14 protein-coding genes and 1 tRNA gene are annotated in these 15868 nt (G+C 72.7%); 9 read left to right on the forward strand and 6 right to left on the reverse strand.

The features are described 5' to 3' along the window. Nucleotides 1-278: 278 nt before the first annotated feature. On the forward strand, nt 279-1250 hold the full coding sequence (locus OG871_RS22455) for a LuxR C-terminal-related transcriptional regulator (protein ID WP_371498768.1): 972 nt from the start codon (nt 279-281) through the stop codon (nt 1248-1250). A 99-nt stretch (nt 1251-1349) separates the two neighbouring features. Continuing rightward, nucleotides 1350-2852 (forward strand): polysaccharide biosynthesis protein, encoded by a 1503-nt coding sequence (locus tag OG871_RS22460; protein ID WP_371498769.1) that lies wholly within the window; start codon nt 1350-1352, stop codon nt 2850-2852. A 74-nt stretch (nt 2853-2926) separates the two neighbouring features. On the opposite strand, the gene OG871_RS22465 is transcribed toward OG871_RS22460, so the two are convergent. After that, on the reverse strand, nt 2927-3421 hold the full coding sequence (locus OG871_RS22465) for a MarR family winged helix-turn-helix transcriptional regulator (protein WP_371498770.1): 495 nt from the start codon (nt 3419-3421) through the stop codon (nt 2927-2929). A gap of 111 nt (nt 3422-3532) precedes the next feature. On the opposite strand from OG871_RS22465, the gene OG871_RS22470 reads away from it, so the two are divergent. Continuing rightward, on the forward strand, nt 3533-4315 hold the full coding sequence (locus OG871_RS22470) for a methyltransferase domain-containing protein (RefSeq protein WP_371498771.1): 783 nt from the start codon (nt 3533-3535) through the stop codon (nt 4313-4315). Nucleotides 4316-4353: 38 nt separating this feature from the next. On the opposite strand, the gene OG871_RS22475 is transcribed toward OG871_RS22470, so the two are convergent. Genes OG871_RS22475 through OG871_RS22485 form a run of 3 tightly spaced genes read right to left on the reverse strand, consistent with a single transcriptional unit; the run spans nt 4354 to nt 6951 of the window. Then, nucleotides 4354-5205 (reverse strand): DMT family transporter, encoded by an 852-nt coding sequence (locus OG871_RS22475; RefSeq protein WP_371498772.1) that lies wholly within the window; start codon nt 5203-5205, stop codon nt 4354-4356. A 25-nt stretch (nt 5206-5230) separates the two neighbouring features. Beyond that, nucleotides 5231-5992 (reverse strand): TetR family transcriptional regulator, encoded by a 762-nt coding sequence (locus OG871_RS22480; protein WP_371498773.1) that lies wholly within the window; start codon nt 5990-5992, stop codon nt 5231-5233. Continuing rightward, complete coding sequence (locus OG871_RS22485; RefSeq protein WP_371498774.1) at nt 5989-6951, reverse strand: acyl-CoA desaturase; 963 nt, start codon at nt 6949-6951, stop codon at nt 5989-5991. Before OG871_RS22485 ends, OG871_RS22480 begins: the two co-directional genes overlap by 4 nt. A gap of 167 nt (nt 6952-7118) precedes the next feature. On the opposite strand from OG871_RS22485, the gene OG871_RS22490 reads away from it, so the two are divergent. The 4 genes from OG871_RS22490 to OG871_RS22505 all read left to right on the forward strand — a co-directional run bounded on the left by OG871_RS22490 (nt 7119) and on the right by OG871_RS22505 (nt 10848). After that, nucleotides 7119-7193, forward strand: a tRNA-Gln gene (locus OG871_RS22490). Between the two features lie 141 nt (nt 7194-7334). Further along, on the forward strand, nt 7335-8786 hold the full coding sequence (gene glmU, locus OG871_RS22495; protein WP_371498775.1) for a bifunctional UDP-N-acetylglucosamine diphosphorylase/glucosamine-1-phosphate N-acetyltransferase GlmU: 1452 nt from the start codon (nt 7335-7337) through the stop codon (nt 8784-8786). Between the two features lie 209 nt (nt 8787-8995). After that, nucleotides 8996-9973, forward strand: a complete 978-nt coding sequence (locus tag OG871_RS22500; protein WP_371498776.1) for a ribose-phosphate diphosphokinase — start codon at nt 8996-8998, stop codon at nt 9971-9973. Nucleotides 9974-10251: 278 nt separating this feature from the next. Then, complete coding sequence (locus OG871_RS22505) at nt 10252-10848, forward strand: 50S ribosomal protein L25/general stress protein Ctc (RefSeq protein WP_371498777.1); 597 nt, start codon at nt 10252-10254, stop codon at nt 10846-10848. 108 nt (nt 10849-10956) lie between these two features. On the opposite strand, the gene OG871_RS22510 is transcribed toward OG871_RS22505, so the two are convergent. Then, the gene (locus OG871_RS22510) at nt 10957-11703 is read right to left on the reverse strand and encodes a DNA alkylation repair protein (protein WP_371498778.1); all 747 of its coding nucleotides are present in this window, start codon (nt 11701-11703) and stop codon (nt 10957-10959) included. Nucleotides 11704-11821: 118 nt separating this feature from the next. Here OG871_RS22510 and pth point away from each other — a divergent pair, with 118 nt between their 5' ends. Then, nucleotides 11822-12409, forward strand: a complete 588-nt coding sequence (gene pth, locus OG871_RS22515; protein ID WP_371498779.1) for an aminoacyl-tRNA hydrolase — start codon at nt 11822-11824, stop codon at nt 12407-12409. A 160-nt stretch (nt 12410-12569) separates the two neighbouring features. Next, on the forward strand, nt 12570-12857 hold the full coding sequence (locus OG871_RS22520; protein ID WP_371498780.1) for a hypothetical protein: 288 nt from the start codon (nt 12570-12572) through the stop codon (nt 12855-12857). A gap of 70 nt (nt 12858-12927) precedes the next feature. Here the strand turns inward: OG871_RS22520 and ppc are convergent, their stop codons facing one another. Continuing rightward, the gene (ppc, locus tag OG871_RS22525) at nt 12928-15738 is read right to left on the reverse strand and encodes a phosphoenolpyruvate carboxylase (RefSeq protein ID WP_371498781.1); all 2811 of its coding nucleotides are present in this window, start codon (nt 15736-15738) and stop codon (nt 12928-12930) included. Nucleotides 15739-15868 lie beyond the last annotated feature (130 nt).

Below are 15868 nucleotides of genomic sequence, written 5' to 3' on the forward strand. Positions count from 1 at the left end.
CCGGCGCACCGGCCCCCGCCCGGGCCGCTGCGGCCCCCTCGGCCCGGGTCGGCCGGTCCGGCCCGCCGCAGGGTGCCCGGCCCGGCCCGGCGGGCGAACGCCCTGGTCGACGGCGGTTCGCCGGTGCGGACGGGTGCGGAGCCCCATCCGCCGCTTGAGCGGACCAAATCCCCACAGCGTGGCGAAACTTCACCAAACCCCCACCCGTCCGTCCCCGACCCCCGTACGCTGAGTCCGGTGCCGGTGGGGGCCGGGGCCGGAGCAGGGGGGAAGGGACGATGGGGCGGATTCGCGTCCTGGTGGTCGACAGCCACCGGATCTTCGCCGAGGCACTGGCCGCGGCGCTTGCCGGCGAGCCCGACGTGGACGTCGGTGCGGCCGGCACCGCGGCGGCGGCCGAACGCGCTCTGGAGCGGGCCGTCACCGAGCACCGCGCCTACGACGTGGTGCTGATCGACGCCGATCTCGGACCGGCCCCGCAGTCCGCCGCGCCGTCGCCGGCGCACCGTCAGAGTCCGTCCGAACAGGAGCAGTCGGAGTCGCGCAGGGGCCCGTACACGGTGCCGGTGCCGCGCCGGCCGAGCCTGCTGCCGGCCGCCCGGTCACAGCCGGCGGGCCCGCAGCAGCCCGCCGGACACCAGGGGCCGGCGGCGGTCCGCCCGGTGCCGCAGTTCCAGCGGGAGCCCACACCGGCCGCCCCCGCCAGGGGCACCGGCGACGGGATCGCACTGCTGGCCAGGGTCTGTCGCAGCCACCCCGAGCTGCGCGCCGTCGTGCTGGCCGCGCAGGACGACCCCCGCCGGGCCGTCCGGGCCCTGCACGCCGGGGCCAGCGGCTGGGTGGCGAAGGAGAGTTCGCTCGGCACCCTGATGACCGTGGTCCGGGGGGTGCTGCGGGACGAGACGTTCCTGCCGCCCGCCCTGCTCACCGGTGTGGTCCGGGAGTTGACCTCGGCCCGGCGGGACCGTTCGGAGAGCGAGCGGCTGGTCGCGGCGCTCACCCCGCGGGAGGAGGAGGTGCTGCGCTGCATGGTGGCCGGCCTCGGCCGCCAGGCGGTCGCCGAGCGGCTGTACCTCTCGCCGCACACCGTCCGGACGCATATGCAGAACGTCCTCGGCAAGTTGGGGGTGCACTCCACCCTCGCGGCCGTCGCGGTGGCGCGGCGGGCGGGGATCTCGCCGGCCGAGCCGCCGCCCCCGTCGCTACCCGCTCACACCGTCGCCTCGACCACAGGCCCCGGCGCCGGCTGACCAGCCCCCGCCACACCCAGATACCGACTCCGTCAGGTCAGGGAAACCGGAGGACAGATGTCGCCGCACAGCAATGCCGCACGCCTGGATCCATTCACCATGCGCATTCCACGGCAAGTTGACAGCTCGACGGGTCTGCGGACCCTGGTGATCGGAGCCGGCGCGGCCGGCTCCGCGCTGGTCCGTGACCTGGGCCGGACCCCGGAGTTCGGGCTCGCCCCGGTCGGCGTGCTGGACGACGACCCGGCCAAGGCCGGTCTGGAGATCGACGGTGTGGCGGTCCTCGGCAGGCTGGCCGACCTGACCGAACTGGCCGTGAAGCACCGGGCGCAGGTGGTGGTGCTGGCCATCCCCGGCCTGCCCCACCGCAAGGTCCGGGCGCTCGCGACCGCGGCGGCGGCGGCCGGGGTCGCGGTCCGCTACCTGCCGTCCTTCCTGTCCGCCCTGCGCCGGGAGGTGGTCGGATCGGATCTGCGCAGTCTGGACGTGAACAAGCTGATCGGCCGGGCCGAACTGCACGTGGTGTCGCCGGACGTCCGGGCGGTGATCGAGGGCCGCCGGGTGCTGGTGACCGGCGCCGGCGGCTCCATCGGCAGTGAACTCTGCCGTCAGGTCAACGCCTTCGGGCCGGCCGAGCTCTACATGCTGGACCACGACGAGTCGAACCTGCACCGGCTCCAGCTGGAGATCTGGGGCGAGGCCCTGCTCACCGACGACTCGCTGGTGATCGCGGACATCCGGGACCGGCCGCGGATCCAGCAGATATTCCGCGACCTCAAGCCCGAGGTGGTGTTCCACGCGGCCGCGCACAAGCACCTGCCGCTGCTGGAGCGCCATCCCTCCGAGGCGGTGAAGTCCAATGTGCTCGGTACCGACAACCTGGTGGAGGCGGCGCTGGCCACCGGCGTGGAGCGGTTCGTCCTGATCTCCACCGACAAGGCCGCCGACCCGACCTCCGTGCTCGGCGCCAGCAAGCGGCTGGCCGAGCTGATCGTGCAGGCCAACGCGCGGGACGCGCGCAACCTGGGGACGGGGGTGTTCACCGCCGTCCGGTTCGGCAACGTGCTCGGCTCCCGCGGTTCGCTGCTGTCCGTGCTGGCCGAGCAGTTCCGCAGCGGCGGTCCGGTCACCGTCACCCACCCGGACGTCACCCGGTTCTTCATGACCATCGAGGAGGCGGTCGGGCTGGTCCTGGAGGCCGGCCGGATGGCCGAGGGCGGCGAGGTGTTCGTCCTGGACATGGGCGAGCCGGTACGGATCGTCGACCTGGTGCACAACTTCGCCCGGCAGGTGCAGATGGGCGCGGACGAGGTGGAGATCCGCTACACCGGCCTGCGGGCGGGGGAGAAGCTGAACGAGGCGCTGTTCTCCGAGCGCGAGGAACGGCTGCCGACGGCGCACAGCCGGATCTACGCCACGGTGGCCGAGCACTCGGCCGTGCCGGAGGACCTGGCCGGAGGGCTGACCGGTCTGTACGAGGCCGCGGCGGACAACTCCGACATCGAGGTCCGCCGCCGGCTGGCCGAGCTGCTGCCCGGGTACCGCACCCCCGAGGTCGAGGCGGTACCGGCGCTGAGCAGCCCGTACCCGGACGGTTTCTGACCCGGCCCCCGGGTGGTGTGCGCCAAGGGGGCGCCGGGACGGCCCGGCGCCCTGGGACGGTGCGGGGTGGTGGCTCAGCCGGCCTGGTCGAAGGGGGCGGTGAGCTGTCGCAGGAGGGCGGCGAGCTCGCCCTGCTGGCCGGCGCTGAGCTGGGCGAGCAGTTCGCGTTCGTGGGCGAGCAGCCCGGCGAGGGCCTGGTCGGCCTTGTCGCGGCCGTCGCCGGTCAGCCGGACCAGCACGCCGCGCCGGTCGTCCGGGTCGGGCAGTCGCTTGACCAGGCCCTTGCCGGTCAGACGGTCGATCCGGTTGGTCATGGTGCCGGAGGTGACCAGGGTCTGGGTGAGCAGCTGGCCGGGGGAGAGCTGGTAGGGGGAGCCGGCCCGTCGAAGGGCCGTCAGGACGTCGAACTCCCAGGGCTCCAGCCCGTGCTCGGCGAACGCGATCCGGCGGGCGCGGTCCAGGTGCCGGGCGAGCCGGCTGACCCGGCTGAGCACTTCGAGCGGCTCCACGTCGAGGTCGGGGCGCTCGCGGCGCCATGCTGCGACCAGCCGGTCGACCTCGTCCTCCATGACGATCAGTGTATCGGTGGTTGTGTCGATGTGAAGTCTCTTGACATCAAGAGATAACAAAAGGCAGCCTTGAGTGGATATCTTGATGTCGAGATACTTAGCGAGGAAGCCATGCCCACCTGGGACCCCGACCAGTACCTGCGCTTCGCCGACCACCGCACCAGGCCGCTGGGCGAGCTGCTCGCCCGGGTGCCCGAGCTCCCGGCCGCCCCCACCGTGCTGGACATCGGCTGCGGCCCGGGCAACTCCACCGCCGTCCTGCGCGAGCGGTGGCCCGACGCCGACCTCACCGGCATCGACAGCTCGGCCGAGATGCTCGCCACCGCCCGCTCCGCCGAGGGCGAGCCGAGCGCCGCGTACCTGCTCGCGGACGCGACGCACTACGACCCCGCGCCGGCCGCGCCCGACCTGATCGCCACCAACGCCACCCTGCAGTGGATCGAGGGACATCTGGCCCTGCTGCCCCGCTGGGCCCGGGCGCTGCGGCCTGGCGGCGTGATCGCGCTCCAGGTGCCGAGCAACTTCGACCAGCCCAGCCACACCCTGCTCGACGAGCTCCGCCGCGGCCCGCGCTGGCGCGCCCGCCTCGGCGACCTCCGGCTCCGCCCGGACATGCCCGAGCCCGACGCGTACCTGCACACCCTGCTGGCGGCCGACTGCGCCGCCGACGTCTGGGAGACCACCTACCGCACCCTGCTGCCGGGCACCGACCCGGTGCTGGAGTGGATGAAGGGCACCGGGCTGCGGCCCGTGCTCGGGCACCTCGCCGACCCGGCCGAGCGGGAGTCCTTCCTCGCCGAGTACGGCGCCCTGCTGCGCGAGGCGTACCCGACCGGTCCGCACGGCACGGTCTTCCCGTTCCACCGGGTCTTCGCCGTCGGCGTGCGCCGCTGACCCGCGGGCCCCGCGGCACCGCAGGCCCGGGGACGGGCTCAGGACGAGCCGGGCATCGCCGGGTGCCGGCCGAGCAGGGCCACCCCGGCCACGACGGCGACCAGGCCGATCACCTGCCCGGCCACCGCCGCGGGGGTGGTCCGCACCTGGTCGCCGAGGAAGCCGACCGCGCAGGCGATCCCGGTCAGCGGCTGGGCCGCGGTCAGCGCGGGCAGCGACATCCGCAGCGGCGCCGCCTCGAAGGCGGACTGCACCAGCAGCAGGCCGACCACGCCGATCACCACCACGGTGTACGGCTGCCAGGTGGCGAGCACGGCCCCCAGGCCGTCGACGTCCAGCTTCTCGGCGACCGAGCGGGTGAGTGCGTCCTGCAGGCCGTAGAGCAGGCCCGCGGCGAGGGCCAGCAGGGTGGCCTCCTCCAGCAGCGGCAGCCGCCTGGCCACGCCGACCAGCAGCAGGGCCAGCCCGGCGACGATCCCGAAGACCAGCCAGTAGCGCAGCTGGCTCTCCGGCGGCTCGCCGCCCTGTGGTCGCCCGGCGGCGATGAACGTGGTGACCCCGACCGCGATCAGCACCACCCCGCCCCAGCCGGAGCGGCCCAGGGACTGCCCGGTGAGCACCCGGGCCAGCAGCATCGCGAACACCAGGCTGGTCGCCAGCAGCGGCTCCACCAGCGAGACCTCGCCGTTGTCCAGGGCGAGCGCGCTCAGCACCTGGCCGCCGATCATGAACCCGATGCCGAGCAGCCAGTCCGGCATCCGCATCAGGTCGAGCAGCAGGCGCCAGTGCAGCAGATCGTCACGTGGGGCGCGCTGCGCCGCGTGCTGCTGGAGCACGAACCCGAGTCCGAGGCAGCATGCGGCGCTGATCGCCAGGAGGAAGACCGCCAACGGTCACCATCTCCCCAGGGCCCGTTCAGCCCTTTCGGTCGCCCACCAGCTTGGGATGCCGCTCCAGGCCCTCCAGCCCGTGCCAGGCGAGGTTGACGAGATGCGCCGCCACCTCGGCCTTCTGCGGCTTGCGCACTTCCAGCCACCACTGGCCGGTGAGTGCCACCATGCCGACCAGCATCTGCGAGTACATCGGTGCCAGTCGGGCGTCGAAGCCCCGGGACTTGAACTCCAGGCCCAGGATGTCCTCCACCTGGACGGCGATGTCACTGATCAGCGACGCGAAGCTGCCGGTGGACTGGGCCACCGGGGAGTCCCGGACGAGGATCTTGAAGCCGTCGGTGGAGGTGTCGATGTAGTCCATCAGCGCGAACGCCGCCTGTTCCAGCAGCTCGCGCGAGTGCCCGCCGGTGAGCGCCCCGGTGACCATGTCCAGCAGCAGCTGCATCTCGCGGTCGACGACGACCGCGTACAGCCCCTCCTTGCCGCCGAAGTGCTCGTACACCACCGGCTTGGACACCCCGGCGCGCTCGGCGATCTCCTCCACCGAGGTGCCGTCGTACCCGCGCTCGGCGAAGACCGACCGGCCGATCTCCAGCAGCTGCTCGCGCCGCTGCTTCCCGGTCATCCGGACCCGCCCACGGGTCTTCGCGCCGCGGGCCGGCGCCGTGGAGCGCGTACGGGCGGGCGCCGGGCCACCGTCCTCTGTCCGCGAGGTTCGATGGTCGGCCGCGCTGTCTCCGTTGCTCCCGTTCACCCCTACATCATGCTTCAGCGCACGCCTCATGCGGTGCGGCGGGCGGCGATCCGCTCCCTGCTGGGCCACCGGACGTCCTTCGCCCAGCCGGCCTGCTCGAACCAGCGGATCAGCCGGGCCGAGGAGTCGATCTGGCCGCGCAGCACACCGTGCCGGGCGGAGGTCGGGTCGGCGTGGTGCAGGTTGTGCCAGGACTCGCCGCAGGAGAGCACGGCCAGCCACCAGACGTTGCCGGACCGGTCGCGGGACTTGAAGGGGCGCGCGCCGATCGCGTGACAGATCGAGTTGATCGACCAGGTGACGTGGTGCAGGACCGCGATCCGGACCAGGGTGCCCCAGAAGAACGCGGTCAGCGCGCCCTGCCAGGAGAGCGTGGCCAGCCCGCCGATCAGCGGCGGCAGCAGCATCGAGATCAGCGTCCAGAGCCAGAACAGCCGGGAGATCCGCCGGATGTCCGGGTCGTTGACCAGGTCGGGCGCGTACTTGTGCTGCGGGGTCTGCTCCTCGTCGAAGAGCCAGCCCATGTGCGCCCACCACAGGCCCTTGAGCAGGGCGGGCACGCTCTCGCCGTAGCGCCACGGGGAGTGCGGGTCGCCCTCCTTGTCGCTGAACCGGTGGTGCTTGCGGTGGTCGGCCACCCAGCGCACCAGCGGGCCCTCGACGGCCAGGCTGCCGGCGATCGCCACGGCGATCCGCAGGGCCCGGTTGGCCTTGAACGAGCCGTGGGTGAAGTAGCGGTGGTAGCCGATGGTGATGCCGTGACAGGTGAGGAAGTACATCACCGTCGCGATGGTCAGATCGAGCCAGCCGAGTCCCCATCCCCAGGCCACCGGCACGGCGGCGACCACGGCGAGGAAGGGCACCGCGATGAAGAGCCCTATGGTGACGCGCTCGGCGAGTCCCTGCCGATCGCCGCTCATGGTGGCGTTCAACGGTACGAGGGCGGGGTCCGCGGCCTGCGGGCGCGCTTCGTCGGCCTGAATGGTCATGACGGTCCTTGGGGGGGCGAAGCCGGTACCTACGTAGCCGTAACTTACGGCATCGTAGGTAATGCGGCCTCCGAAGGGAAGACGTGTCGCACCCGCCCTGGACCCGTGGCGGGGAACCGCCATAGTGGTGGAGCTGAGGCCGTGAAACCCGTAGGGTGTGCTTGCCATCCCCGGTTGCTCTGCTGGCACGGGCGCCCAGACTTTGAATCTGGTCTTCGCAGGTTCGATTCCTGCCCGGGGAGCCCTCCTCCCCTCGCGCACCGGCGCCGCGGGCGCTCGCCCGTTCGGCTCCCGGTTATCCTCTGACCTGCCGGGCCGCGGCTGTGCGGGTCGAACCCGGCAGACTTTCTCCCTCACCGTGAACCGACCGAGGAGCCTCCCGCGTGAGTGCCAACCAGACCGCTGCCGTGATCGTGCTCGCCGCCGGTGGCGGGACTCGGATGAAGTCCAAGGCCCTGCCCAAGGTGCTGCACCCGATCTGCGGTCGCACCCTGGTCGGCCACGCGGTCAGCGCCGCACAGGAGTTGACCCCCCGGCAACTGGTCGTGGTGGTCGGGCACATGCGCGAGCTGGTGCAGGCGCACCTGGCCGAGCAGTACCCCGGCGTCCGGTCGGTCGTGCAGCTGGAGCAGAAGGGCACCGGCCACGCCGTGCGCACCGCCCTGGAGGCGCTGGCGGCCGACGGCGTGCAGCTGGACGGCACGGTGATCGTGACCACCGGCGACGCCCCGCTGCTCACCGGCGCCACCCTGGCCGCGCTGGCCGAGGCGCACACCGCGCAGAGCAACGGGGTCACGGTGCTCACCGCCGTGGTGCCGGACGCCACCGGCTACGGCCGGATCCTGCGGGACGGGAGCGGGGGGGTCGCCGCCATCGTCGAGCACAAGGACGCCACCGAGGCCCAGCGCGCCGTCGCCGAGATCAACTCGGGGGTCTTCGCCTTCGACGCCAAGCTGCTCGCCGAGGCGCTGGGCCGGCTCGGTACCGACAACGTGCAGGGCGAGGAGTACCTGACCGACACCCTGGAGATCCTGCGTACGGCGGGTCACCGGGTGGGCGCGGTGGTCGCCGCCGACTACCGGGACATCGTCGGGATCAACGACCGGGTCCAGCTGGCCGAGGCCCGCCGGATGCTGAACGCGCGGCTGGTCGAGCGGGCGATGCGGGAGGGCGTCACCGTCGTCGACCCGGCCTCCACCTGGTTCGACGTCCAGGTCAGCTACGAGCCGGACGCCCTGGTCCTGCCCGGGACCCAGCTGCACGGCGCCACCCACCTGGGCGAGGGCTGCGAGGTGGGTCCGAACACCACCCTGACGGACACCCGGGTCGGCGCCGGTGCGCATGTGAGCAACACCACGGCGGTGGGCGCCGAGATCGGCGAGCTGGCCTCGGTCGGCCCGTACGCCTACCTGCGGCCGGGGACGAAGCTGGCCCGTAAGGCGAAGGCCGGCACCTACGTCGAGATCAAGAACTCCGAGCTGGGCGAGGGCGCCAAGGTGCCGCACCTGTCGTACATCGGCGACGCCACCATCGGCGAGGGCAGCAACATCGGTGCGGCGTCCGTCACGGTGAACTACGACGGTGTGAACAAGCACCGCACGGTGATCGGGGCGCACTGCCGCACCGGTTCCGACAACATGTTCATCGCCCCGGTGACGGTCGGTGACGGCGCCTACACCGCGGCCGGCTCCGTGGTGACCAACGACATCCCGGCCGGCGCCCTCGGGGTCGCCCGGGCGCAGCAGCGGAACATCGCCGGCTGGGTGGCGCGCAAGCGGCCCGGTACGGCCTCCGCGCAGGCCGCCGAGGCTGCTGGGACGGGCGGGGCGAAGTAGCACCGGGCCGACCGGTGGGGATCTTGAGGAGTGGTCCCGGGGCGGACGCTTCACGGCGAGGCGCGTAACCTGGAGTACATGCGTGCGCCACTGGGCCTCCGGTCCGCGCCTCGGCGTACTCCCCAACCCCCGCCCATCCGCCCGCCCGGGTCCTGCCCGGGTGCGTCCGGGCGGGTCCATGTGCGGCAGCAACACGAGGAGACGGTGCAGTGAGCGGGATCACGACGTCGGGTGAGAAGAAGCTCAAGCTCTTCTCCGGCCGTGCCCACCCTGAGCTGGCGGCGGAGGTGGCCTCGGAGCTCGGGACGGAACTCGTCCCGACCAAGGCCCTGGACTTCGCCAACGGCGAGATCTACGTCCGCTTCCTGGACTCCGCGCGCGGCGCGGACTGCTTTGTGATGCAGAGCCACACGGCTCCCATCAACCAGTGGATCATGGAGCAGCTGATCATGATCGATGCTCTGAAGCGGGCCTCCGCCCGGAGCATCACGGCGATCCTGCCGTTCTACGGCTACGCCCGCCAGGACAAGAAGCACCTCGGCCGCGAGCCCATCTCGGCCCGTCTGATCGCCGACCTGCTGGCCCAGGCCGGCGCCGACCGGATCATGGCCGTGGACCTGCACACCGCGCAGATCCAGGGCTTCTTCTCCGGCCCGGTGGACCACCTGTTCGCGCTGCCGCTGCTGTGCGACTACGTCGGCCAGAAGGTGGACCGGGACAAGCTGACCATCGTCTCGCCGGACGCCGGCCGGGTGAAGGTCGCCGACCAGTGGTCGGACCGCCTCGGCGCCCCGCTGGCGATCATCCACAAGCGCCGCGACATGAGCCAGGCGAACACCATCCTGTCCGCCGAGGTCGTCGGTGACGTCAAGGACCGGGTCTGCGTCCTGGTCGACGACATGATCGACACCGCCGGCACCATCTGCGCCGCCGCCGACGCGCTGTTCGACAACGGCGCGGCCGACGTGATCGTCGCCGCCACCCACGGTGTGCTCTCCGGTCCGGCCGCCGACCGCCTGAAGAACTCGCGGGTCAGCGAGTTCGTGTTCACCAACACCCTGCCGACCCCGGCGCAGCTCCAGATGGACAAGGTGACCACCCTGTCGATCGCCCCGTCGATCGCCGCCGCGATCCGCGAGGTCTTCGAGGACGGCTCGGTGACCAGCCTGTTCGAGGGCGTGCACTGATCCCCTCGGTACTCCATCGGCCCCCGGCGCTGTCTGCACCGGGGGCCGATTTCATGGTTGACGCGCCCTGCGGTTAGACTCGTGAGACTGCTCGGCGAGGGATGCCGTGTGCCCACGCGGGTGCCGGATCCGTGATCGACGCGCTGGTCCAGCCGCAGTCCGGCCGGGACCACCCGTCATCCGCCGCCGAGCGTCCCCCCGAACGTACTTGAGGGTGTGGCCCGGCGGTTTTTCGTTGTCGCCTGCACCCGCCGCCAGCTTTTACGAGGAGTGCAGTCGTGTCCGAGATCCGCCTTGCCGCCGAGTCCCGCACCGAGTTCGGCAAGGGTGCCGCCCGCCGCGCCCGCCGCGCCGGTTTCGTCCCCGGTGTCGTCTACGGCCACGGCCACGCCCCGGTTCACCTGAACCTGCCCAGCCACGACCTGATGATGGCCCTCAAGACCCCGAACGCCCTGCTGGTCGTCCCGATCGACGGCAAGGACGAGTTCGTGCTGCCGAAGGCCGTCCAGCGCGAGGCCATCAAGCGCAGCATCGAGCACGTCGACCTGCTGCTGGTCAAGCGCGGCGAGAAGGTCACCGTCGAGATCCCGGTCATCGCCGAGGGCGAGCTGGCCCCTGGTGGCAACCTGCTCGAGCACGTGCTGAACGCGCTGCCGGTCGAGGCCGAGGCCACCCACCTGCCCGAGTCCGTGACCGTCTCGGTCGAGGGCCTGGAGGCCGGTGCCTCGATCACCGCCGGTGACATCGAGCTCCCCAAGGGCACCACCCTGGCCGTCGACGCCGACGCCGTCGTGCTGCAGGTCATCGGCGCCCAGGCCTCGCAGGCCGACGCGGACGCCGAGGCCGCCGAGGCCGAGGCCGGCACCGAGGCCTGAGCCTCCCGCTGAACCGCTCGACCGCTGCCCCGGTCGCCCCCTCGCGGGGCGGCCGGGGCAGCGGCGTGTCCGGACCCGCCCCGGGCCCCGGGGTCTGTTGGACAGGCCTCAGCCGCGGGCGGCGAGCAGCCGGGCCCGGACCGCCTCGTCCACCGGCCGCAGGGCCTCCCGCAGGGTGAGCCCCGAGACCCGCTCCAGCCGTCCGGCCAGCCAGTCGGCGACCTCGGCCGGATGGTGCTCGGCGCCCTCCCGCAGGGTCCAGCCGATCGCCTTGCGGACGAAGAACCGGGGGTCGGACAGCAGCGGGTCGGCCAGCGCGGTGAAGCCGCCGAAGTGCTCCTCGAACGCGGCCGGCGAGCGCAGCGGCAGCAGGTACGCCAGCACCCCGCCCCGGCGCACCCACAGCTCCTCCTGCCGGCTCCAGCGCAGCGCGGTGGCGGCCACCTGCGGATGGCCGAGCAGCAGCGGGCCGGCCACCTTCGGTGCGATCAGGTCCACGTGCGCCCAGGTGGTGGCGGTCCGCAGCATCCGCTCCAGCAGGGCGGTGTCCGCCGGGCGCAGCAGCCCGACCCGGCTCTCCAGCACCAGGGCGGCGCAGGTCCGCGACTCGTGCACCGGCGGGGCCCAGAGCTCCTCGGCCAGCTCCAGGACGGAGCCGCGGTCGAGCCCGGGATGAGCCCGCAGGACGCCCCGGACCACCGCCCGGACGGCCGGGACGGGCACGCCCAGGTGGGTCAGCTCGTGTTTGAGGTAGGTCCGCTCGGCCTCGGCTCGGCCCGGTACGGCGTTCTCGGCCAGCCGGACCCGGATCTCCTGGGCCAGGGCGGCGGCGGGCGGCGGCGCGGTGGCGGTCATCCCCTGACCGTACGTCAGCCGGGCGGACGAGGCGGGCGGGGCGGGGGCCCCGGGCGGGCGGGGCCGGGTCGCGGATAATGGGGGCCGAGCAGGTCGACAGTGAGCGGAGAGCGGCAGGATGAGCGCGGCGGCGGACGAGTACACGGGGCCCTGGCTGGTGGTCGGGCTGGGAAACCCCGGCGACGGCTATGCCCGCAACCGGCACAACATCGGCTTCATGGTGGCCGACCTGCTGGCCGAGCGGATCGGTGCGCGGTTCAAGGCGCACAAGAGCCGGGCCCAGGTCGCCGAGGGCCGGCTGGCCGGCCGGCGGGTGGTGCTGGCCAAGCCGATGACCTTCATGAACCTCTCCGGCGGGCCGACCACGGCGCTGCGGGACTTCTACAAGGTGCCGAACAGCGCGATCGTCGCCGTCCACGACGAGCTGGACATCGACTACGCGGCGCTGCGGCTGAAGACCGGCGGCGGCGACAACGGCCACAACGGCCTGAAGTCCCTCACCAAGTCGCTCGGCCCCGACTACCACCGGGTGCGCTGCGGCATCGGCCGCCCGCCGGGCCGGATGGAGGTCGCGGACTTCGTGCTCAAGGACTTCTCCTCCGTCGAGCGCAAGGAGCTGGACTGGTTCGTGGACCGGGCCGCCGACGCGGTCGAGGCGCTGCTGTCGGAGGGCCTGGAGCGGGCCCAGGGCACCTACAACTCCTGACGGGAGATCAGTTCCCTTTTGTCTCCTGTGGCGCGCGGTACACAACGGTCGTGCAACGCTTTGGGGGACGGGGGCTGAAACCCACTCAGGCACGCCCACCCGATCCGATACGGTCAGCTCTGTACGAAGGGGTTGAGGTGTCGATTCGGGGGTAAGGACTGTGGTTCGGTCACGCCGTGTCCGCTGGGGGCGTACTGCCGGCGGAGCTGTACTGTGCCTGGCCGCGAGCGGGCTCGCGATCCAGCCCGCGCACGCGGCCGATCCGTCCGGCGGTCCGTCGGCGGCGCCGGAGCCGGCCGCCGCCCAGCTGATCCCGCCGACGCCGGTCGTCGGCTCGGTCGGCGGTTCGGCCGGGCTGTACGCCGTCGGCGGGGGCCTGCTGGTCGCCGCGGGGGGAGCGGCGACCTGGCTGCGGCGGCGCCGCGCCGGCCGGCCCTCCACCTACTGAGCGGGGCGCGCGAAGCGAGAGAGGGACCGACCCCGGGGTCGGTCCCTCTCGTATGTCGCCGAGGCCGGCGTCAGCCGGTGTTGCGCAGGCCGGCGGCGATGCCGTTCACGGTCAGCAGCAGCGCGCGGGCCCGCAGCGGGTCCTCCGGGCGGCCCTGCGCGACCAGCTCGCGCTGGTGGCGCAGCAGGGTGACCTGGAGGTAGGAGATCGGGTCGAGGTAGGCGTCCCGCACGGTGAAGGTCTGCTTGAGCACCGGGTTGTGCTCCAGCAGCTCGGTCTCGCCGGTCAGGCGGAGCACCTCGCGCAGGGTCAGCTCGTGCTCGGCGACGATCTGGTCGAAGACGTGGTGCAGTTCCGCGGGCACCAGTTGCTCGACGTAGTGGCGGGCGATCCGCAGGTCGGTCTTGGCCAGCGTCATCGCGACGTTGGACAGGAAGTTCCGGAAGAAGTGCCACTGGTCGTACATCTCGCCCAGCACGTCGCCGAGGCCGGCCGCGCGGGCGGCGGCCAGACCGGCGCCGACGCCGTACCAGCCCGGGACGATCTGCCGGGACTGGGTCCAGCCGAACACCCACGGGATGGCCCGCAGGCCGTCCAGGCCGGCGCCCGAGTCGGGGCGGCGGGACGGGCGCGAGCCCAGGTGCAGCGAGGCCAGCTGGTCGACCGGGGTGGCCGCGAAGAAGTACTTCGGCAGGTCCTCCTGCTCGACCAGGGCGCGGTAGGCGGTGTGCGCGGCCTCGGAGACCTGGTCCATCGCGGCGTCCCAGCGGGCCAGTTCCTCGGGGGCCTGGCGCGGGGAGGTGTGCAGCGCGGAGGCGGCCAGGGTGGCCGAGATGGTCAGCTCCAGGTTCTCCCGGGCGAGCGAGGGCAGCAGGTACTTGTCCGAGATCACCTCGCCCTGCTCGGTGACCTTGATTTCGCCCTCCAGGGTGCCCCAGGGCTGGGCGAGGATCGCCTCGTGCGAGGGGCCGCCGCCGCGGCCGACGGTGCCGCCGCGGCCGTGGAACAGGCGCAGCCGGATGCCGTAGCGGTGGGCGACGTCGCGCAGCCGGCGCTGGGCCCGGTGGATCTCCCACTGGGAGGTGGTGATGCCGCCGAACTTGGAGGAGTCGGAGTACCCGAGCATGACCTCCTGGATGTCCCCGCGCAGCGAGACCAGCAGCCGGTAGGAGGGGTCGGAGAGCATCTCGTCCAGGATCCGGTCGGCCTCCTGGAGCTCGTCGGTGGTCTCCAGCAGCGGCACGATGCCGATCTTGGCGATCCCGGCGTGCAGGTCGATCAGGCCGGCCTCGCGGGCCAGCACGGCGGCGGCGAACACGTCGTCCGCGCCCTGGCACATCGAGATGATGTAGCTCTCGACGATCTCGTCGCCGAACCGTTCGAAGCCCTCGCGGATGGTGGTGAACACGCCGAGCGTCTTGTCGCCCGCCGCGTCCAGCGGGGCCGGGGTGGGGGCGAGCGGGCGGCGCGAGCGCAGCTCCTTGGAGAGCAGCCGCTGGCGGTACTCGCGCGGCATGTCGGTGTAGCGCCAGGCCTCCTCGCCGAGCCGGTCGAAGAGCTGGCCGAGCGCGTGGTGGTGGGCCTCGGCGTGCTCGCGCACGTCCATGGTGGCGAGCTGCAGGCCGAACGCCTCGATGGTGCGGATCGCGCGGGCCAGGCGGCCGTCGGCGATCAGCTGACCGCGGTGGCTGTGCAGCGAGTCCTGGATCAGCTTGAGGTCGGCGACCAGCTCACGGGTGCCGACGTAGTCGCGGCCGGGGATGTGCGGGGTGCCGGAGGCCAGTCGCTCGCGGGTGTTCTCCAGCTTGAGCCGCACGCAGGTGGCCTTCAGCCGGTACGGCTCCTCGGCGTTCATCCGCTTGTAGCGCGGGCTCAGCTCGGGCAGCAGCGCGAGGTCGGCGTCCAGCGACTCCAGCAGCTCGGCGGAGGCGCCGGCGAGGCGGACCGAGGTGGAGAGCGCGTTGCGGAGGTCGTCGACGGCGGCCAGGGCGTCCTTGATGCCGTACTCGTGCTGGAGGTTGAGCACGTCCCAGGTGACCTGCGGGGTGACGTTGGGATTGCCGTCCCGGTCGCCGCCGATCCAGGTGCCGAAGGTCAGCGGACGGACGCCCTCGGGGAGGGTGAGGCCGACCCGGGCCAGCTCCTCGTGCAGCTCCTCCAGGACCTCCGGGACGGCCTCGCGGTACAGCTCGTCCAGGTAGTAGACGGCGTTGCGGGCCTCGTCGGTGGGCTCGGGGCGGGCGATCCGCAGCTCGTCGGTCTGCCAGAGCAGGTCGATCACCTCGGCGAGCCGGCGGTCGGCCTGGCGCTTGGCCGAGCTGTGCCGGACCGGGTCCGAGGTGGACAGGCCGGAGGCCACGTGCTCGCGGTGGATGCGCTCCAGCAGCTCGCCGATCCGGCGGAGCTTGTTCAGCACGCTGCGGCGGGCGGCCTCGGTCGGGTGCGCGGTGAAGACCGGCCGGACCGCCAGGTGGGCGAGGGTGTCCTGGAGGTGCTTGGGGTCGGCGTCGGCCAGCTGGTCGGCGGTCTGGGCGAGCAGCGAGCCCTCGCGTGCCCGGCGGGTGGCGAACTCGCGGCCGCGGTGCACCTGCTCGGTGACGTTCGCCAGGTGGAAGTAGGTGGAGAAGGCGCGGACCAGCTTGCCGGCGGTCTCCAGGTCGATCTCGCCGAGCAGCTGCGCGGTGGCCTCGCCGTCGGTACGGCTCAGCAGCCGGACCTGCTCGACCAGGCCGAGCAGTTCGGGGCCCTCCTGCCGGACCAGGGTCTCGCCGAGCAGGTCTCCCAGGCGCCGGATGTCCGCGCGGAGTGCGGCGTTGGCGGCTACCGGGTCGTGTCCGGACGGGGACGGGCTGTCGGCCGAGGTGGGGACCGGAGCGGTCACGGCGGGCTCCCTGTGGTGGTGGGGTTCGGGCAACGGCTCTCTCGCCCGACCATCGGCCGGGAAGTGGGCCCACCGACGGGTCGGGAGATCGGTGCGGACCGCGCTGTCCGTCGCGGACCAGCATAGGTGG

The sequence above is a fragment of the Kitasatospora sp. NBC_00374 genome, from assembly GCF_041434935.1.
Classification (GTDB): domain Bacteria; phylum Actinomycetota; class Actinomycetes; order Streptomycetales; family Streptomycetaceae; genus Kitasatospora.

Excerpts from the sequence above, each read along its gene's own strand:
- OG871_RS22460 (WP_371498769.1), top strand. The coding sequence starts at position 1,350 with ATGCGCATTCCACGGCAAGTTGACAGCTCGACGGGTCTGCGGACCCTG.
- OG871_RS22480 (WP_371498773.1), bottom strand. The coding sequence starts at position 5,992 with ATGAGGCGTGCGCTGAAGCATGATGTAGGGGTGAACGGGAGCAACGGA.
- pth (WP_371498779.1), top strand. The coding sequence starts at position 11,822 with ATGAGCGCGGCGGCGGACGAGTACACGGGGCCCTGGCTGGTGGTCGGG.
- OG871_RS22510 (WP_371498778.1), bottom strand. The coding sequence starts at position 11,703 with ATGACCGCCACCGCGCCGCCGCCCGCCGCCGCCCTGGCCCAGGAGATC.
- OG871_RS22465 (WP_371498770.1), bottom strand. The coding sequence starts at position 3,421 with ATGGAGGACGAGGTCGACCGGCTGGTCGCAGCATGGCGCCGCGAGCGC.
- OG871_RS22470 (WP_371498771.1), top strand. The coding sequence starts at position 3,533 with ATGCCCACCTGGGACCCCGACCAGTACCTGCGCTTCGCCGACCACCGC.
- OG871_RS22485 (WP_371498774.1), bottom strand. The coding sequence starts at position 6,951 with ATGACCATTCAGGCCGACGAAGCGCGCCCGCAGGCCGCGGACCCCGCC.
- OG871_RS22455 (WP_371498768.1), top strand. The coding sequence starts at position 279 with ATGGGGCGGATTCGCGTCCTGGTGGTCGACAGCCACCGGATCTTCGCC.